Raw genomic sequence first — 19,063 nt, 5'->3', positions numbered from 1 at the left:
GATACACATCCTCTTCACAAGGCTATCTTTACGACACCTTTAATAGCTTCCTTCCATCTATCAAGCTTTTTCACAGAATACTCTACAACTTCCAATACACAATTGTCGTTCTTGAAGGGTTTTAAGATACAGTCATTCGCACCATATTCCAGGCACGACAGAATCTTGTCGATGGTAGAAAAACCACTCATCATAATTACCTGTGTCATAGGATCATACCCTCTTACCTCCTTTAGAAATTCAATACCATCCATTTCGGGCATTACAATATCCGCCAAAACAATATGGTACTTCTTTTCCTTAAATATCTCCATTGCCTTAATAGGACTTGAGTAAGTTTCCACCTTTTTATAGCCCGCAAGGACAAGACTCTTTTTTAAATTCTCCAGTATGCCTTCCTCATCGTCAACAATCATGATACTGTAATCGCTCATCCGTCTACCCCTCCTTGTTTTGGGAAATTATATTACTCCTGTACTTCAAATTTGTATACTTAATACCTATATACCTCTACCTATAACCGCATCCAACTCGGTACTGAACATCTTGAATTCCTCTATTGATTTAATTGAATCAAATATATTTATAATTCTCCTTGCATACGGTCCATTTGCAATAATATTTATTTCAATTCCTTGCCGTTCTAATTGTCTTTTTTCATCGATCAATTCTTTTAGTTCATGTACTTCTACAACTGAAATCTCCCTCATATCAAGGAATATTTTCCTGATGAATGACTTATTCACCAGTCCAATATACTCTTTGAATCTTGAGATAAATTCTTTATTTCTGGGTCTGAACAGTCCATATATAAATTTACCCCGTACATATTTGTAAGCTTTTTCCAGCAATTTGGTGTACTGATCCCGTATAAATGATTCAAGCATTTCACTTTCCTTAACATGTTCTGCTATGAAGTATATTATAAGATTATACAATGCATTGATTTCTTCAGCAAAACTCATGATCGCTTTATTTGGCTCCATCTTACCGATAAAATTATTTATATATGTATACCACTGCTGAAGCCGTGCCGTTTCCCCCTCACGGGAACCAAATTCCATAGGCTGTTTAAAAAGCAAATGATAGAGTTTTATATAACCATCGAAAAATATTTCAAATATGGTTTGGTTTGTCTGAGTGAGCGGAATGTCATTTTCGTCCATTTTCCTTCTTGATATATTTACCACATTTATTTTTTCAACGTAGGACAGGTTAAAATAGGCGTAAAGTTCAGCTTCATCAAGGTCTGTGCTTAGAATAACATCACATATTCTGATATCCTCGCATAAATAAGAGCCGGACAGATATTCATCAGAGATGCTTGTGTAAACAAGAGACCCGACACTTTCAACGCTTTTGAGAATCATCATAAAAACAGGAGAAACCATAGGAGCATCTTTTTCTATAATAAAATATATGTAGAACATATTCTTGCCAAACCGTTTTTTGTTTAGAAGTGAAGTAACAATTCCACCTTCCTTTTGCTTTGCAAGAATTTTTTCTTCCTTTTTTGTAGATAATTTTAAGGAAGAATCTATCATTTTACTAACTTTTAAGACAGCGTTAGCAAGATTTGCTCTGTCTGATTCACCATCAAGATTCTTCTTGCACTGCAACATCATTTTAACAGTATCAAAACCTTCAAAGCAAAGAGAAACTAAGTTCGGGTCAAACTTAATTTTTCCTGTTCTGACACAATCCAGCATATCCTCCACTTTATGCATCAAATTACCTATATCCTCATATCCTACCATATAGGAGGAACTCTTAATGGTATGTGCAATTCTGAAAAGTTCATTGACATCTTCAGTTGAATAACCTTTCTCAAGCCTTATAAGACATTCTTCAGCCTTCTGAAACATGTCTTCCGTCTCCTCCAAATATGCCAGGAGCATTGAATTCACTAAAACCACCGCCTATCCATCAATGGTAACGTTATTGCAAATACCATGCCTGCATTTTCCTCATTTGTACCTATAATTTTACTGTTATGCCCGTTGATACAGCATCCCCATTTTCGAACTGTTATCTATTAACAGATTTTACAATCTCATCGGCCATCTTGTAAGACGGCACTACAATCTCTGCTCCACCTCTTTCAATTGCCTCCCTAGGCATGCCGAAAACCACAGCTGTAGACTCGTCTTCTGCAATTGTAATACCCCCGGCTTCTCTTATTTTCACCATTGCATCCGCCCCATCGTCTCCCATGCCGGTCATAAGTACACCTATAACATTTTTACCTCCATATGTATCTAAAACAGATTCCATGGTTACATTAACCGATGGCATAAAAACAGTCTTGGGATTGTTTGAAAGGCGCAGCATATTTCTTTCACGCCTCACTAGCAGTTGGTAACCTCCCGCGGCAAGGAATCCTCTGCCATCCCTAAGAATATCTCCCGCTTCTGCTTCCTTAAACGGAATTTGACAAGCATCAGCGAGCCTTTTTGCAAATGAAGATGTAAATGATGGCGGCATATGCTGTATTACAATCACTGCTGCTTTTAGGTTGGGAGGAAGCATTGGTAAGACTTCCATCAAAGTACCCGGACCACCTGTAGAAATACCAATGACAACAATTTTTGAAAGGCCCGTACTTTGCGATATATCCGCTTTTCTTACAGGTGCAACCTTATTTGGTTGAACTGAAGCATTCCGCCTTTTAATCCTTTCTCTAATGCTTTTTTTATTGGCGCTCTTATATGCCACTTTTATTTTTTGTATAATTTCCCTTCCTACAATATATATATTCGAGGATACAGTCCCCGCAGGTTTGGCAACATAGTCAAAAGCACCAAGCTCCAAAGCTTCAAAGGTAGTCAATGCACCTTCTGTAGTTAAGGAACTTATTATTAGAACAGGTATTTCCGGATAATCGTTCAAAATATACTGCATGGAAGTCAAACCATCCATAATTGGCATGTTGATATCCATGGTAATTACATCTGGCTTTAATTTATGCACCTTTTCAATGGCATCCTGTCCGTCTCTTGCCGTACCCACCACTTCAAGGCTTCCGTCTGTCACGATAATTTCCTTAAGCGCTTTTCTCATCAAGGCCGAGTCATCTACAAGCAGTACTTTTATTTTATCGTTCATTCCATCACCTGCTGCAAATACTTAATTAATCAGGTCTACCCACGAGTAGGCATTATCTGCCCACTCGTGAGGGTAAAATTCGGTTAAACTGCAACTTTATTAAAGCTCAAAACCTTATCCAGATTCAGTATTAGAACCATTCTTTTGCCATCGTTGAGTTTACCGACACCTTCTACATAGTCACTGTCTATACCGCTGCTTAATATGTCCGGCGGGGGCTCAATCAGCGTTTTTTCAAACCGGAGAACTTCTGAAACCGAATCTACTACAATTCCGGTTTTCTTACCATTTAAATCAACAATAATGATTCTTGTTGCATCTGTTTTTTGCTTTTCAGAAAGCCCGAAAAGCTTCCTTAAATCCAGTGCTGGAATGATATTCCCTCTTAGGTTTACAATACCCTCAATATAGTACGGTGCCCGAGGTATTCTGGTAACTTCCGTCATCCTGTTGATTTCCTGCACATTAGTTATCTTTATGCCGTACTCTTCCATATCAATTTTGAAAGTGACCAACTGTTCTTCGTCAATTAACTGCCTTTCAGTGCTTTTTTCCTGTTCAGCCTGTTCTTGTACTCCGGCTGTACTGCTGATTGAGCTGTACTCATCAACAGAGATTAGTTGTGATGGTTCAAGCATAAGTATCATCCGTTTGCCGTTATTCAGTTTTGCCACTCCCTTGAGTTGTTCTCTACTTTGTTTAGAAAATTTGGGGGGAGGCTGGATAATGCTTGCCGGTACCCTTAAAACCTCCGAAACCTTGTCCACCATGATTCCGGCTGTAAAGTTACCCATATCCACCACAAGAACCCTTGTATGATCTGTAATTTCTTTATGTACCATACCAAAGTAAACTCTTAAGTTTAGAATAGGAAGTAAATTGTTGCGTATAGATACTACACCCTCCACATAAGCCTCACAGTTTGGAACTTTTACAATTTCAGGCACGCGGATTATTTCCTTGACCTGCATGATTCCAATGGCAAACTCCTCTTTATCAAGCAGGAATGAAACCAGTTGTTCTTCCTCAGAAGATTCAATAGTTGTTTTGTCCTCCCTTATCCCACTTTTTTCTATATCCTCTTTTTTCCCTCCCATATGACTAATTCTTATGCTGTCTTTATTTACAGCCTTGACAACATCCAAAAGCATTACAAGCCTGTTTCCATTATCCAGCTTTACAACTCCGTTCAGGTAGTCTGAATCCACATTTTTTACAATCTGCGGCGTCTCCTCTATATCCGCCGTATTTACCCTCATCACCTCGGAAACCCTATCTACAATCATTCCTGTTGCCTTACCGTCTACATCAATGACCAGCACCCTGCTGTTCTCATCCTTTTTCTTTTTTTCCAGACCGAATCTCATTCTTCCATCTATGATAGGTAGAATGTTTCCCCTTAGGTTGCATACACCCTCAATATAGCTGGGGGAATTTGGCACTTTTGTAATTTCAGGAACCCTGATAATCTCCTTTACATCCATGATATCGGCCCCGAACTCATCTTCTCCGAGGAGGAAGGTAACCAGCTGACGCTCGGTAAAACTGGCACTGTTTATATCAGAAGCCATAACTATTCCCTCCGTTCTTTACATATTTTGAAGTTCGTCGGCCAATCCGGAAATCTCTTCAATAGCTTCAGCCAATTCCTGCAAGCCTTTTGCCTGTTCGGCTGCAGCATTAGCTGCCTCTTGGGCTCCCTTGCTGGCTTCCTGGGCAGCCGCAGCAATCTGTTCTACACCCTTTCTTGCTTGCTCCAGAGCCACCAGTGACTCCTCTGAACCCTTTAGGACTTCCCTTGACCCTGCTAGTATCTTCACCATGCTTTCCTCAATCACATTCAAATTGTGAGTTGTCTTCTTTGCTTTTTCTACCTCTGCGAATAAGGTTTTACTTGAAAGTTCAACATCGGCTGCAACTCTTTGAATCTGGTTTTGAATACCTCTTACAAGATCCTTAATCCTGTCTGCATTTTCTGCAGACTCATTGGCAAGAGTCCTAATATCTCCGGCAACTACAGAGAACCCCCTACCAAATTCCCCTGCCCTTGCCGCTTCAATAGAACCGTTTACAGCCAGCATATTGGTCTGTATAGTTACATTGACTATGGCATCAACGATTTTATCAATTTTTCTGGTGGTTTCTTCTAGGTTCTTTATATTTTTAGCCGACACAACACTAGCATCTGCTGAGGACGATATACCGGCAATCATATTATCAACTGCAATTTTATTGTCCGCCAACAATTTTTGAAGTTCTGCTACTTTTTCCTCTGAATATTTAGCCCTCTCGTTCATTTGTTTTGCAGCCACGGCAAGTTTTTCAGCCAACGTAGCAGCTTTCTCGGTAAGCTCGCTCTGAGCCTTGGCACCGGAAGCTATCTGTTCCATAGCTTTTGATATCTCTTGCGCAGTTGAATTTGCTTCCTCCACATTTGCTGACAGTTCTTCGGCAGCGGCCGCAAGAGACTCTGAGGATTTCTGTGCATCTGTAGACACCTTGAGGTCTTCAGCCATCTGGGCCAGGTCTGCCGCAGCTGCATTCAATTCAATAAAAGCTTTGTTCTGCATCTGAAGTGACTTCTCCACTTCCTCTGCAGCACTGCTTTGTTGCTCTGCAGCCGCCGCAACTTGCTCAGCCATTGAAAGGAATTCACCCGCTCCTTTATTTGCATCCGCCGCGTTCTGAGCTATCTCAGCAACGCCCTTTTGTACCAAAACGATTTCCTCATTTATTTTCACAAGGGCTTCAGTAATTTTCTTTGCCTTTTCAACTTCTTCATTGGCAACTTTGCCTGAATTTTCTATATCGGCCACAACAACTTTTACATTATTTTGTATTTCATTTACAAGCTCCCTGATATTTCTTGCCGACTTTTCTGAGGTTTCGGCAAGATTCCTAACTTCATCCGCTACCACCGCAAATCCTTTTCCGTGTTCACCTGCCCTAGCAGCTTCTATAGCGGCATTTAACGCAAGCAGGTTGGTCTGGTCAGCAATCCTGACTACTGCCTGTACGATTTCCCCTATCTCGTTGGACTGCCTCTCCAATTCCGCTACCAGTTTCACCGATTCCAGGTTTTTATCAGCGGATTCCTTTATCCCCTTTATCAACAATTCTATGTCCTTTGAGGTATTCTCGGTGAGTTCCTTTGCAGCATCCACCCTTTCTAGGGATGCCTTTGCATTCTTGTCAGCTACTACCGAAGCCTTGTCTATCTGGTTAATGGCGGCTCTTGACTCTTCTGCCGCTGAAGAAGCCTCACTAGCCCCCTTGGCTATCTGCGCCATTGTAGCGCCAAGTTCTTCCGCAGCACTGCTGGCTTCCTCAATACCAGAAGCAAGCTGTTCTGTAGCTGCTGCAATTCTTTCCGCCAACTGCTGCTGCTTAGCCAGCGTTCTGGCCTTTACCTTATCTTGTGCCTGCTTCCTGGCAAGTTCTCTTTTCCTTTCCATTTCATCAGCGGTTTGAACAGATACATGTGCTGTTCCCTTTTCATCTTTAATGTTTGACGGTTTTGCAAGTTTTTTTTCCATAAACAATTCTACCTCCTTATGTTATAAGCCTGTTTTTTTACAGGAACAAGTTTATCCGATAAAGCGTTCGATTATAGACTTATATAGACTTAACCGTTTTGTCCAATTTATCGAACACAATTATCTGTCCAACAAATAAATCTAGAATTTTATTGTGAAAAAAAGGTGTTTTTAGTTAATTTACTCCTGGTACTCCGGATGGAAAATGATATAGTATATATTTACACCATCACCTGTAGGTTCATTTCCTAGATAGCCATCCCGGTACAGCATGCCAACCCTTTGGCGGATTTCTTCTATGCTACACTTAATATTGTTTTGAAGAAGCAGCTTATGAATTTCAGCCAAAGTATTGAATTCGGACTCACTGCTTTTTATGTACCTCAATAATTCCTCGTCAATAATTTGAAGCATTGTCCCATCCCCTTCATGTACTAATCCCCTTAATATTAACAGCCGCTGTCTCAGCCTTACTATAATATAACGTAAATTCTTATTCTTTTTTGTTTTTTATGATGTAACAAAATATCTATTTTGTTGCTTTGAAGATGGAACTTATTTGTTCAAGAATAGTATTTCCAGATTTTTTTGAATTATGAATCTAAAACAAAATAGCCGTACACCCATCAATTATTGAGTGTTCGGCATTGTTTTTTCTCATAATGTCTTATTTTTTAAAATATTTCAGTCGAATTAACCCCTTTTATTCTTAGAATTTGCCCTATAGCTTAAATTTTCTCATAGTTTCTCTTATTTTCATATTCCAGTTGACGAGCTTATATTCTACTTCCTTCTGACAACACTGCAATTCCCAGTTTCAATAGCTTCCTTGAGGTACTTATAAACTTTTTTGACACTTCGCACGGCTAAAGCCGTGGGATTCTTGAGAAGTTTGCTAAGTAAGCCTTATTCTCAAAGAGTTTGCCAAAAGCCCTTTACACACTCGCTGGTAATCCAGTCTGTGCTTACTTTTACGCACTATATTCCAAGCTCCGTTAACATCGGCATTTATAGTTAAGCCGTTTGATGATTAATACAGTCCCCGCTTAATCCTTTTGCCACTGAACTCGTATTCTTGTGGCTTATCCGTATTATACAACGGTATTTCGTCAGCGTCTAAAAAGCTCGCTTTGCTGGTATAGGATTCTTCCTGCTCCAGGCATTCAATACCGTATCTTTCCGCAAGGTTGGCTAATTGTTCACGGATCTTGCCGGTTGGTATTTGGACAAAGTTTTGGCTGTTAACTTTCCCAATATTAATATTTCTTTTAAAATCGGGATTGTAGCCAACAATTATTTTGCCGATACCGTTTTCTACGCAGTTAGTCGATTATATACCTTGCAGTTTTACGAATTGCATCCATTACTTGATTGTTTCGTTTAACAGTAATTCTGGCTATTTTTTTAGTTACACCTTTAATATTTTGCTTGTCGGCTATAGATTGAAGCCTTGCTTTTTCTTTATTCCAATGATGGTTAATGCTTTTGATTCTTTTGCCGTCAATTATGAATGACGCCCATCTTTGGAAGAAACACATGTTGCAAGGTTGTCAAGCCCAAAATCAATACCTAAAGCATAGTCATTTTCAAAAGTAAACGGTCAACAACTTTAAGTATCTGCTGAGATACCCCAACCTGTAGCAATTTATAGTTTTAGTTATCCTTGCTCATCCGAAAAATACAAAAAATATTCATTTACGAGTTTTATGAAGGATGTTGTTCCGGTTGTCTATCCGGAGTAATATGTACCACAACTTACCAGCATCTGTAATTAGCAATCTTAATAGCGCTAAAGTTTCACACTATAAAAATCATTGAAGCTAGTTTTAAATTAGACGGCTTTCCATCAAAAAATGAAACTTTTTCAGCACAGTCTCCATACGCAAATATATCATCATCACTTGTCTGCATATACCGATTGACCTGAATTCCTTTTGTAGGACCAATTTCAAGATCTGCCTTTTCTACCAGCTTAATATTTGCCGCTGCACCTATGCCCATCATAGACAAGCTGAAGACAGTGGCTTAACATTTCAACAATGCTTATGTTAAGGTCTGGACGTCTTCTGCGGCATTCTTCAGCAATTTCCACTCCAATAAATCCACATCCCACGATGCAAAGGTCATTTACCTTCTTCAGTTTTTCAATCCTTTTGGGATTGGCCATGAATTTACAGAAATCTGCATGGAGTTTGTACAGCTCTTTATGACCGACCATTTATTACTTTACTCTTTTCTTATTTTCGATATTTCGCAAATATAAATTATAATACTATAACTGATTTGAAAGTTAAATAATAACTCGGAAAAAAATAATAAAAGTTTATTGATGATAATATTAAAAAGTGGTATGATTATTATAGTTCGAGTATCGTAATTTATGATACTCGTAAATATGTAATAAGGAGGTCACATTTTGGACGAAAATACTTTAATCCATAAACTCCTGGAAGTTTTCGAATACAAGAATGAATATCAGCTTCAAACCTCAAACATTCAGCCCCAAGATATGTATGTTTTAGAAAGGATATATTTTAACGGAAAAATGGTAGTCAAAGACCTTTCAAAGCAGTACAACATCCCACCGTCTACCCTCACGGGGATTATCGACAGGCTGGAAAATAAAAAATTGATTGAAAGGTTAAGGACAAATAAAGACAGGAGAGCCATAGAACTCGTAACCACGCTTGAGGGGAAAAAAGCTGTAGAGAAACATATAAAAGAGGATAAGCTATTTTCAAAGAATTTTTTTAATACTCTTGACCAGGATAAAAAAGAGAAACTAAAGGAACTGCTTGGGGAACTATTAAGTAACGTCAACAAAGACGCCTTATTCTCTCATGATAACGAATAAAATATGGAGGTGCTTGTTTTGTCATTGCTTGAATTTCAAAATGTATCTTTTGATAGTGACGGTAAAACTATTCTTAAAAATATATCGGTAAGCATCGAGCCAAGAGATTTTATTTCAATTGTTGGCTCGTCGGGCAGCGGTAAAAGTACGTTCCTTAAACTTTGCAGCCACTTAATCAGTCCCACCAACGGAAATATTACATACAAAGGTAAAAATGTTACCGAGTACAATCCTACGGAATTGAGGAAAAGTATAGCGTATTGCTTCCAGATGCCTTATCTTTTCGGTGATACAGTGATGGATAACATTAGGTTCCCGTTTTCCATTAGGAACGTTAAGCTCGACCAAAATAGAATTAATGAGCTATTTTCCTTGTTCAATATGACAACCGATTTTCTGAATAAAGACGTAAAAAACCTTTCAGGGGGCGAAAAGCAAAGGATAGCACTGATTAGAAGCTTACTATTCAAGCCAGAAGTCCTGCTTTTAGATGAAATCACCTCTGCCCTTGATGTAGACAATACTAAAATCGTTGAAAACGTCATAGTTTCACTGAATAAGGAAGGCATTACTGTTTTATGGATAACACATAGCCCTGAACAAAGCAGGAAATACGCAAACAAACTTTTGACAATAGAAGCCGGCGAAATTAAATCATTGGAGGTATTAAAATGAATAGCTCAAATACAATCAATATAACATCGTTACTTATCGCTTCTTCTCTCGTATTGGTAACACTTTTCTTTTCCTATTCGCAAAAACTCAAACTTGAAAAGGAAACCATTATTAGTGTAATTAGGGCTGTAATTCAGCTTGTTGCCGTCGGATACGTTCTGGAATATATTTTCGGCTTAAAAAATCCTATTTTTACAACATTGTTGCTTCTTTTTATGACCTTTAACGCTGCATATAACGCCGCAAAAAGAGGAAAGGCTATTAAAAATGGGCTTACCATATCTTTCTTGTCTATAGCAGCAGGAACTTTAGTAACTTTAGCAATCCTTATTTTTTCGAAAACAATACAATATGAGCCATACCAAATTATACCTGTCAGCGGTATGATTATCAGCAATTCGATGGTTGCGTTGGGACTATGTTATAAGCAGATAGCGTCTGATTTTAAAAACAAACGGGATGAAGTGGAAACAAAACTATCGTTGGGAGCAGATATACTGCCTTCTTCAATCGAAATTATCCGGGACTCGATAAAAACGGGTATGTTGCCGACGATTGACTCTGCGAAAACATTAGGTATTGTATCACTCCCTGGTATGATGACGGGGTTAATCCTTGCTGGGACATCGCCGTTGGAAGCAATAAAGTATCAGATAATGGTTACGTTTATGCTGCTTTCAACAACTTCCATATCTTCATTTATTGCCTGTTACTTGTCTTATAGGGGCTTTTTTAACAGCAGGAAGCAGCTAATATATATTAAATAGTTTGTTTGCTTACAAAAATGTTTTCAGAAACTTTACATTGCATATTGGCCATATTGCCGCATTATTGCCGGAAGATGTGCTGGCAAGATACTTCAGAGCCAAAGGTGACAATGTCTTTTTTGTCTCTGGCAATGATTGCCATGGCACCCCTGTTACAATCAGGGCAAGATAGGAGAATAAAACTTAGATGAAAAATCATTTTGTTTATTTAATTCATTTGGAGCAAAAACAAAGCCTGGTTCATTTAAGTAGCGTTCCACCCCATTAGATATTGCTTTTGCAATTTCCTCTCTGAATTCCTCCTTTGTCAATAGTTTTCTCTCTTCTGTATTGGAAATGAAGGCAGTTTCAACTATAACACCCGGTACGTTAGAGTAACTTAATATAAAAAAGTTGGCTTGTTGTGGGTCGTGTATTGTCCGCTTTTTACCGTTTACTATCATTCCGTTTAGCGACCTTTGAATACAGTAAGCCAACACTTTATTTTGCCAGAACTTGTCGCTGTAAAACACAATAGACCCGTCAGTTGTAGGCTTTTTTAAATTACAATTTACATGGATACTTAAAAATAATTGTGCATTACTACTGTTTATAATGTTTACCCTTGCATTCAAATCCCTTTGATGTCTGCTTCTGCTTGAATTATCCAGGCTGTCCAATGAAACATCTTCTTCTCTTGTCATAATTACTTTATAACCTTTTTGTTCCAATAAAATTCTAAGCTTTTTTGATATAGAAAGATTAATCTCTTTTTCCAATATCCCGTCTTTATTTGCTCCTCCATCAATACCTCCGTGTCCGGGGTCAATGACAATTATTCCACTTTTGGGGTCAACAAAAATATTTGACGGCAGATTTGCTAAATAAATAAATAACAACACCGACATAAAAAGTATAACAAACGTTATTAAAGCAGTTAAACATACAATTTTTTTATTAAGCACTACTATTTTTACCTTTCTCATAAAGCACTACCTTATCAGGTTTTCCATATTATTTTTATTCACTGTTTAGCTTCAAAAGATTATTCCCCTAATTCAGATACAAAAACCAACTGTATATTTTTTCTATCAAATTCAGGCAGCATTTCAGAAATAGCCTCTGCTGTCACTTTACCTCCTTCGATTCCTACATGACCTATCGCTATCGCTTTACCCTTTTTTAGTGTAATCTTACCTGCTTCTTCCAGTCGCTTTTTAACAAAACTCTTGGGCTTTTGCCCGTCTAGGAATATGTCTCTATCATAACATGGTACTCCTTTTGCATCCGCTATTTTTTTACCGATAGGGCGGTCTGCAGTACGACTATCTACAAAGTATAACCCTTTTTCTTTAATAACATCCAAAACACTGGACATTATACTTTCATTACTGCTTGCTTTAGATCCCATGTGAATGTTTGCTCCAACAGCATAAGGCACACTTTCAAATGAATCCCTTACAATCCGTTTCACATTATCACTACTCATCCCCACTAATATAGGCATTGGGCCCAGCCAGCTCACTTTACCATAATTAGACTCCATGGGCAGGTGGACAATAACCTCATAACCCTTTTCATGTGCCTCCTGGGCATCTGATTTCGAATAAGCGAGAAAAGGCATAACAGCAAAGGTCAAATGCTTGCCGATGGACATCATTTCCTTTACCCCATCCCTGTTTGAGCCAAAATCATCTATGATAATTGCAAGTTTTCCTCCCTTACTCGAAGGTGTAGATAAACTAAAGTCATCGTTATTGGAAGAAGATGAAACTTTAATAGCAGTTTCAATGCCCTGGATATAAAATATGCTTATACAAATAAGGGTAAAGAAAAGAAAGGGCAATATAATAAATTGGAAAATTGGTTTTTTTATTATAATCAGGTGAATTTTTTTCATAATTATACGTTATTATACGTTTTCCTAACGAAAATTTATAACTTTTCCTTATAATTAGTATATTATCTAAAATTTAATATATGACATTAAATATCCATAAAGAGAGTGATCTCACAAACAGTCTCAGTATGGGAAATTTTGACAGAGTACAGGAGATACTGGATACCCTTATCGATGATAATTTTAAAAACAAAAGACTCAGTATATGGCCATGCAGTGTTTCTTTTATAATTTATTATCCATTACCCTTTCGATCATCTCTAAAACCGACATGGATATATCCACACTTGTAAACGAGCATCAGTTTATGAGGCTCTTGACTTTCAATGAAATGCGAACATTTGTATATGATGTTTACATGCGTATATGCAATTCAATGATGTATAAGCGAAACGGCAGCTGTATACGTATGAAGGAAAAAATAATAGATTTCTTAGATAAAAATTATACAGATGAGCCAAATAACGGTTAGAGAAAAAGAAAACGCTCTGCCCTTCAAAACTAAAGTATTCATAGGTAATATTTTCAAGTCCAATTTGGTTAATTTCCAGCAGAATCTTTGTCCCCGATCTGATAACTCTATTCAGGTTTTTGTATCGCTCCGCAAATGTTCGGTAAGACAATAGCTCCATGTTACTAATATATTTTGCTTCTTGTTCATGCACCCATTTCATATCCGTATCTTTTATGCAAATATTATACAGCCCACATAAATATCTTACAGCACCATAAAAAGTAAGAGATTTAAGCCTGTAAACAAGATCAATAATATCTAACCCTTTTTCACTATGATATTCACAATTAGGTGAGTTATAAAAATATTTGTATTCCCCTCGGCCAGTCTGCGTCGCCAAATTGGCCCGTCATTGAAGATATGCTTTCTTTACGCTGTCCACCACTGTTCACCACAAAAAATATGCCGAAGCTTTTACGCTGATAGCGTTGGAATACGGTACGCATAAAACCGTACTCGTCCTCGTTATCTATCATGAGGCAATTTTCGTTTTTTGAAAAACCTCTGGTACTATGTCTGCTATCATTTTACAAATAAATCATACCAAATATATCTTAGGAATTCAATTGGGCTCTGTATTTTTGCGTAACACAACCTTATGCCTGGTATAAAATGAGTTTATCAGGCCTATATTAATCCTATGGCTTTTATGAAAAATTATTTAACCTTCGTTTTCACCTTCTTTCAGGATCATTGAATTTTACCGGGTTTTAGGATTTTGTTTTCAACCATGCTTCGTACCATTTTCGTACATAATCGTCTACTTGGGCCATTTCTGCTTCGCTTAAGACTTTTATCAATTTCAATGGTTCAGGTAATGAAAATATCTTCCTGAACAATTGATTCAACTCTGTGTCCCGAGCGATAGCGTAAGTCTTCACTCCTAAAGGCAAGATTATGTTTTCAACTTTTCTTTTTCCTTGGGGATATCCAATATACCATTCGTTCATCCTGGTGTTCTTTTAAAAACAGAATATTGCTCGTTGTTGAATAAATCCTGTCCATAATAAATTCTACGGCTCCGTCATCAGCAATTCCTTTCACTGTTTTATAAACCTCGGGCAGAGTAGTTGAATCATTTGTATTTCCCGCTAATACGCCAAATCCAACCGGCAGCCTTGAACCCGATGCAATAACAAGGCTTACTATCAACTGTGATAAGGAGTTGCTTCCCCTCCCAGTTGTAACTTTAGCTGCATCCTTGAATGTGCCATCAAGTTCCAATAACGTTGTGTCAATTATAAACTTGCTAAGCGGTATACCTGCTTTTTTCCCTGCATCCATAATCATGTTGAATAATACATCCCTATTAGTATTGCACCTGCGGGGGATGCTTCTATTTCTTCAGATAATTTTAGCTTTGACAATAGTTCCTTTTGTGCTTCTACAGGAAGTAGTGTCATGATGGATTCATATACTGCACCTAACCCCTCCATAATATACACCTACCTTTACAACCAACAAATTGACTAATTTTTATTATTCTCATAGCCACGCCTCCTTTTTAATTGGACATAATTCTGAGAATTATCATATATTTCTTTTGGGCTGTCCAGGTAGATTGCATCCATTTATGTTATTTCATTACATTTTACGTCTTTTTGTTTGCGAAATGCAGGTAACTTTATAATTAATTTACCAAGGATAATGCTCAATAGCTTTATTTGCTATACCATGTAGATACTTCAGGATACTGCTCTACAAATTTTTCATTAGCCCTTTCAAGTTTTTTATAGTATTCATCATATGAAGGACTTAACTTCCTCATGTTTGAAATAAATACGTCATAATACCTATTGGTTCTTTGAAATTCCAATAAAAGACTTTGTATCTTATAAAGGGGTGATTGCTTATATTCTTCTGAATTTTTATAGACAATATATTGCTCTAAAATGTCCTTGTTTTGTTCTATATAGTCATCTATATCCTCCACAGCTTTAATCATATTTGTAGTTATACTCTCCATTAATTCAGTATCTATATAAGAAGTCGCGTCTTCAAAAAACTTCTCCAATTCAGGGGGAATTCTGAAATTTTCAACACTATCCAAGAATTCAACAACGGTATTATATGCAATCTCTTGCTCTTTAGTCAAAATTCTGCTATTCATGAATCTGCCAAAATGAAGAGCAAGGAACCGCCCATAATACCCAGGAAAAGCGTTTAATAATTTTTCCATGATTGTTTGCTGCTTATCAAGATGCTCAATTTGATGGATAATTTCATCAAGATTTTTCCCTTCAATCAACTGATTCAATAACTCTTGTTTTCTCTTGTCCTTTTGTAATTCTAAATCTTTTTGGTATTTGATTTTAGCTAGATTTGCCCTTTTATTTTCTCCATCCAAAACACTACGTATCTCTGCTATGTTTAAACCTAGTTTTCTCAATAGAGATATCTCTTTAAGCCTTTTAACATCTTCTTTGCTAAAATTACGATATCCGTTGTCTTCAATTCTAGGAGCAATTAACCCCTTTTCTTCATAATATTCTATCGCTTTTCTGGTAAGTCCTGTTATTTTGCACACTTCTTTAATTAACATTTCTAAACACCTCCACCTTCATAATAAGCTATCCCCCAAGGTGCTAGTCAAGCTTTATCGAAGCTAATGCAAATTATCCTTACTTTGCATTATTCTACTTTTACGACACATTGTAAAATACGGTTTAACAACTGAAAGATATACTCTTTATAAGGTATATCTAAAGAATATTAAACATCGCTATAACGGATGCTAAAGTGTTAGCACAACCATGAAGTAACCAACTTGAAATAATAGACCTGTTTGATTGTTTTTCATTTATCCAACCCATTAACCAACCCACCATACCAGTCAGTAAAATAAATAATAATAAACTCACCAGATACTCCCGCTTTTGATATAAACATTATACCATGCATAAGTCCAAACAGTAAACCTTGTACTATATTTCCCACCTGAAAGCCAAACTTGTGTATCAGCCTTTTGGTTAAAAAAACTCTGAAAAACAACTCTTCCGAAAAGCCAGTTTGTAAAAAAGCATAAATCAAAGCAGGAATTAATGCAGATAACTCTTGTCCTGAAAATTGAGATGTAGCCTAGTTGGCTCCTAAAGGATTTGGAAAATTTCCGTGTAAGAACTATAATAACTTTAGGGGGTGAGGTTAATGAGGCAGTACATCGAAGAATTTAAAGAGCAAATTTTGGCTGAGTGCCAGGAGGTTGGTAACGTATCCCTGGTAGCTAGACGCCACCAAATATCCGAAAATACTATATATGCCTGGATTAAAACCAAGCGCAAGAATGGTTCTCTGAAACCTTATAATATCTATCTACCCAGTGCCATATTCCACATCTTGTACATCTTTCATCTTCCCAATATCGCCGATATGGGCAGGTAGATGAGTTTTTGTAGCTATTGTATGTTATCCACTGCCAATCATGTCCCAGTGCAGGAACAATTTCCTGATATTCGTATAAGCAGTTTTTACAGTCGTATACTTTAATCCCCTCATATAAGCAAGTAGGTGGTTGCCCATATAACCAATATACATCAAAATCATGTGGCCGAGTTTCAGTTGAAAGCTGACAAACCGTACAATGACGTTGTTCACCTATAGCACCTGCATTATACCAGTCTGACCAAACATGAAATCCGGAATCTTTCCTGTCATGACATTGTACACAATCCTTTACATGTCCTATATCATTACCACTTGTATCATATACTATTATCCATTCATAATCATGATTACTAGAAACGTAGCCATCGCAAACACTGCATGATTTCCTGTGAGTATTACTATCATAGAATGTCCAAGAAGAAAAATTGTGGTCCATATGCTGCCCTGTAATAACCATCACACCTTTATTATCCGATGAGGTGGGACTAGAAGCTGTCCTGTCTTCTATACCATACATAAGCTTATCCTTATTATTTTCTTCATCGTATTAAATCATTTAAACCAGCAGCATGGCCAAATTCATGAGCCATTGTAACTTCAGTAGGATTCTTGGCAGTATTTATTTTTATTTTCCAATTTGTTAGATGACCGTTGGAATCTGAAGAGTATTCACAGAAAGCAGCGACTGTATAACTATTTTCATCTGAATACGTATATACCTCTCCAACAGGAGATGATGTTCTCACGATATTTATTATGCTCCATTTCGCCGCACCATTAATTGTAATTGTTTGATATTGGCTTTCAACTCCGGAACGAAAATCATATGTTATAGTAGTGCCATTTGTATGATTGTTTTCATCAATACTCCAACCGATGTCTTCTCCCCATGATATAATTCCACTCTGACTACTGGGATGTGCAAATGTTTCTGAAAAACTAACTAACACAATTAAGCCACTCAGCAATATCAATATTACTTTTTTAATCAACTTTCTTTTCATTTTTCATCACTCTTTTCCTTAATTGTAGCAATAAGTTCATTTTCAAATGATTCTTTTTCCATTACTTGTATATTTTTAATCCTTTCCTGTTTACTCAATTTTTTTTCCCACTTTCTCTTTACTATACTTTCCATTTCTTCAATTTGTATCTTCTTTAATTTCTCATCTTTAATAGAATTTTTTATTGCATATTCTTTATTATCTAAAGTTTCAATTGTGTATATATTCGCATCTCCAGCTATTATCCAATATGTGTTTTCGTACCCTTTAGCTTTTTTCAAGATAAGAATATACTTTTCGCCTGCTTCAAACAGTCTCATATTATTGTATATCCATTCACTATTACCCTCCTGCATTATGATTATTTCTTTATTTTTATTATCATCAATTTCACCTTTGAAGATTTTAATAACACTGGCACTAAAAAGGGTTTTACAGTATGGTTCATCGATTTCATCAATCTTCTTTAATATTTCAACTTCAGCTATCAAATCGGACATTTCTACAGATTCCTCAAAATTATAGTATTCTATTGAGGCATTTATTTCCTTTTTCGTTTTAGTACAAGCAACCATTAAAGAAAGCAAAACATATTATTAAAATAATTGATAAATAATACAAACTATTCTTTTTCACCTATCCCACATCCTTTTAAAATTTTTTTATATCTAAAACTATGCCATCATTGCTGTAGAGTTCCACGCAATAATCTATTATATATTATCAGAGTCAAAATCAGGCGTCTTTTCCCCGACACAATTATATTCTCTTTTCCAATCCCAAAAAAATTGTCGTCTAATTCAATAAACAACCTTATACAGGAAATAATATCACTGTCAGTTACATTTTGATTATTTACTTTAATATTATTTCCAAAAGCTATGTTTCTAAAAACAGGGAATATTAATAAAAACATTAGAGTAATTATAAATATTTTGAACCTTCTTTTTATTAAAATAAACCCTCCTTCACAATTGTTTTTTATTTGTGTTTATCTACAGCTTATGAATTATGTTAACTAATGTAACCATTTACTTATACATGCATATTTAATATAGAATAACAGTTCTACTACTATATTCCATATTAATTTTATCTTAAAAGTTGCTATAAGAAAATAAGTCTTGAAACACAGTAAAATCAATAGTTATAGAAAGGACGAAAAAAAACTAAAAAAATAGTTGCATTTCGTTCTTTTTTATGGTAAAATATTACGTAATATAATAATAATTAAACGTACTAGAAAGGAGAAATGTTATGGAACAATTATCACAAGTACGGAAAAAAATTTATGAACTAAATAAAAAACGATGGACACTGCTCGAAAACGTTATGTCGCCTGGGA

Annotated in this window: 23 protein-coding genes and 1 pseudogene; 5 read left to right on the top strand and 19 right to left on the bottom strand. The window is 36.5% G+C overall.

All coding sequences use genetic code 11. The annotated features are described in order from the left end of the window. Positions 1 to 14: 14 nt before the first annotated feature. From HPY74_02565 to HPY74_02525, 9 genes and pseudogenes are all read right to left on the bottom strand, one after another. Positions 15 to 434: a response regulator gene (locus HPY74_02565; GenBank protein ID NSW89559.1), complete on the bottom strand. Its 420-nt coding sequence runs from the start codon at positions 432 to 434 to the stop codon at positions 15 to 17. Positions 435 to 500: 66 nt separating this feature from the next. After that, on the bottom strand, positions 501 to 1,907 hold the full coding sequence (locus HPY74_02560; protein NSW89558.1) for an Hpt domain-containing protein: 1,407 nt from the start codon (positions 1,905 to 1,907) through the stop codon (positions 501 to 503). Between the two features lie 121 nt (positions 1,908 to 2,028). Next, on the bottom strand, positions 2,029 to 3,105 hold the full coding sequence (locus HPY74_02555) for a chemotaxis response regulator protein-glutamate methylesterase (protein ID NSW89557.1): 1,077 nt from the start codon (positions 3,103 to 3,105) through the stop codon (positions 2,029 to 2,031). 83 nt (positions 3,106 to 3,188) lie between these two features. Further along, positions 3,189 to 4,676, bottom strand: coding sequence for a chemotaxis protein CheW (locus HPY74_02550; protein NSW89556.1), 1,488 nt, complete (start codon positions 4,674 to 4,676; stop codon positions 3,189 to 3,191). 18 nt (positions 4,677 to 4,694) lie between these two features. After that, positions 4,695 to 6,641: a methyl-accepting chemotaxis protein gene (locus tag HPY74_02545; GenBank protein ID NSW89555.1), complete on the bottom strand. Its 1,947-nt coding sequence runs from the start codon at positions 6,639 to 6,641 to the stop codon at positions 4,695 to 4,697. A gap of 180 nt (positions 6,642 to 6,821) precedes the next feature. Continuing rightward, entirely contained in the window at positions 6,822 to 7,055 is a 234-nt protein-coding gene (locus HPY74_02540) for a hypothetical protein (GenBank protein ID NSW89554.1), read from the bottom strand. 481 nt (positions 7,056 to 7,536) lie between these two features. After that, positions 7,537 to 8,146 (bottom strand): annotated as a pseudogene (tnpB, locus tag HPY74_02535) (IS200/IS605 family element transposase accessory protein TnpB). Between the two features lie 292 nt (positions 8,147 to 8,438). Then, the gene (locus HPY74_02530; protein ID NSW89553.1) at positions 8,439 to 8,645 is read right to left on the bottom strand and encodes an FAD-dependent oxidoreductase; all 207 of its coding nucleotides are present in this window, start codon (positions 8,643 to 8,645) and stop codon (positions 8,439 to 8,441) included. After that, positions 8,614 to 8,859, bottom strand: a complete 246-nt coding sequence (locus tag HPY74_02525) for a hypothetical protein (protein ID NSW89552.1) — start codon at positions 8,857 to 8,859, stop codon at positions 8,614 to 8,616. Before HPY74_02525 ends, HPY74_02530 begins: the two co-directional genes overlap by 32 nt. A 198-nt stretch (positions 8,860 to 9,057) precedes the next feature. Between HPY74_02525 and HPY74_02520 the strand changes: the two genes are divergently transcribed. The 4 genes from HPY74_02520 to HPY74_02505 are packed head-to-tail and all read left to right on the top strand — an operon-like array spanning position 9,058 to position 11,109. After that, positions 9,058 to 9,495: a MarR family transcriptional regulator gene (locus HPY74_02520; protein NSW89551.1), complete on the top strand. Its 438-nt coding sequence runs from the start codon at positions 9,058 to 9,060 to the stop codon at positions 9,493 to 9,495. Positions 9,496 to 9,513: 18 nt separating this feature from the next. Continuing rightward, positions 9,514 to 10,170 (top strand): ATP-binding cassette domain-containing protein, encoded by a 657-nt coding sequence (locus tag HPY74_02515; protein ID NSW89550.1) that lies wholly within the window; start codon positions 9,514 to 9,516, stop codon positions 10,168 to 10,170. Then, the gene (gene fetB / locus HPY74_02510) at positions 10,167 to 10,937 is read left to right on the top strand and encodes an iron export ABC transporter permease subunit FetB (protein NSW89549.1); all 771 of its coding nucleotides are present in this window, start codon (positions 10,167 to 10,169) and stop codon (positions 10,935 to 10,937) included. The genes HPY74_02515 and fetB overlap by 4 nt, the downstream gene beginning before the upstream one ends. A 1-nt stretch (position 10,938) precedes the next feature. Continuing rightward, on the top strand, positions 10,939 to 11,109 hold the full coding sequence (locus tag HPY74_02505; GenBank protein ID NSW89548.1) for a class I tRNA ligase family protein: 171 nt from the start codon (positions 10,939 to 10,941) through the stop codon (positions 11,107 to 11,109). Here the strand turns inward: HPY74_02505 and HPY74_02500 are convergent. From HPY74_02500 to HPY74_02470, 7 genes are all read right to left on the bottom strand, one after another. Next, the gene (locus HPY74_02500; GenBank protein NSW89547.1) at positions 11,096 to 11,902 is read right to left on the bottom strand and encodes an N-acetylmuramoyl-L-alanine amidase; all 807 of its coding nucleotides are present in this window, start codon (positions 11,900 to 11,902) and stop codon (positions 11,096 to 11,098) included. The genes HPY74_02505 and HPY74_02500 overlap by 14 nt on opposite strands. 59 nt (positions 11,903 to 11,961) lie before the next feature. Then, complete coding sequence (locus tag HPY74_02495; GenBank protein NSW89546.1) at positions 11,962 to 12,816, bottom strand: divergent polysaccharide deacetylase family protein; 855 nt, start codon at positions 12,814 to 12,816, stop codon at positions 11,962 to 11,964. An 810-nt stretch (positions 12,817 to 13,626) separates the two neighbouring features. Next, complete coding sequence (locus HPY74_02490; protein NSW89545.1) at positions 13,627 to 13,806, bottom strand: hypothetical protein; 180 nt, start codon at positions 13,804 to 13,806, stop codon at positions 13,627 to 13,629. A gap of 427 nt (positions 13,807 to 14,233) precedes the next feature. Continuing rightward, positions 14,234 to 14,620, bottom strand: coding sequence for a transposase (locus HPY74_02485; protein NSW89544.1), 387 nt, complete (start codon positions 14,618 to 14,620; stop codon positions 14,234 to 14,236). After that, positions 14,617 to 14,766: a hypothetical protein gene (locus HPY74_02480; GenBank protein NSW89543.1), complete on the bottom strand. Its 150-nt coding sequence runs from the start codon at positions 14,764 to 14,766 to the stop codon at positions 14,617 to 14,619. The genes HPY74_02485 and HPY74_02480 overlap by 4 nt, the downstream gene beginning before the upstream one ends. 224 nt (positions 14,767 to 14,990) lie before the next feature. Beyond that, the gene (locus HPY74_02475) at positions 14,991 to 15,872 is read right to left on the bottom strand and encodes a MerR family transcriptional regulator (protein ID NSW89542.1); all 882 of its coding nucleotides are present in this window, start codon (positions 15,870 to 15,872) and stop codon (positions 14,991 to 14,993) included. A gap of 254 nt (positions 15,873 to 16,126) precedes the next feature. Further along, positions 16,127 to 16,360, bottom strand: coding sequence for a CPBP family intramembrane metalloprotease (locus HPY74_02470; protein ID NSW89541.1), 234 nt, complete (start codon positions 16,358 to 16,360; stop codon positions 16,127 to 16,129). 117 nt (positions 16,361 to 16,477) lie between these two features. Between HPY74_02470 and HPY74_02465 the strand changes: the two genes are divergently transcribed. Then, positions 16,478 to 16,711 carry a transposase gene (locus HPY74_02465; protein NSW89540.1) on the top strand — a complete coding sequence of 78 codons (234 nt, stop codon included), beginning with the start codon at positions 16,478 to 16,480 and terminating at the stop codon, positions 16,709 to 16,711. Here the strand turns inward: HPY74_02465 and HPY74_02460 are convergent. Genes HPY74_02460 through HPY74_02450 form a run of 3 tightly spaced genes read right to left on the bottom strand, consistent with a single transcriptional unit; the run spans position 16,596 to position 18,218 of the window. Then, positions 16,596 to 17,231 carry a hypothetical protein gene (locus tag HPY74_02460; GenBank protein NSW89539.1) on the bottom strand — a complete coding sequence of 212 codons (636 nt, stop codon included), beginning with the start codon at positions 17,229 to 17,231 and terminating at the stop codon, positions 16,596 to 16,598. The genes HPY74_02465 and HPY74_02460 overlap by 116 nt on opposite strands. 22 nt (positions 17,232 to 17,253) lie before the next feature. Then, positions 17,254 to 17,718 carry a hypothetical protein gene (locus HPY74_02455; GenBank protein NSW89538.1) on the bottom strand — a complete coding sequence of 155 codons (465 nt, stop codon included), beginning with the start codon at positions 17,716 to 17,718 and terminating at the stop codon, positions 17,254 to 17,256. Further along, on the bottom strand, positions 17,715 to 18,218 hold the full coding sequence (locus HPY74_02450) for a hypothetical protein (GenBank protein NSW89537.1): 504 nt from the start codon (positions 18,216 to 18,218) through the stop codon (positions 17,715 to 17,717). The genes HPY74_02455 and HPY74_02450 overlap by 4 nt, the downstream gene beginning before the upstream one ends. Positions 18,219 to 19,063: the final 845 nt, after the last annotated feature.

It is taken from the genome of Bacillota bacterium, assembly GCA_013314855.1.
Classification (GTDB): domain Bacteria; phylum Bacillota; class Clostridia; order Acetivibrionales; family DUMC01; genus Ch48.
The sequence above is the reverse complement of the archived record's forward strand: the minus strand, read 5'-3'. Positions and strand labels throughout refer to the sequence as shown.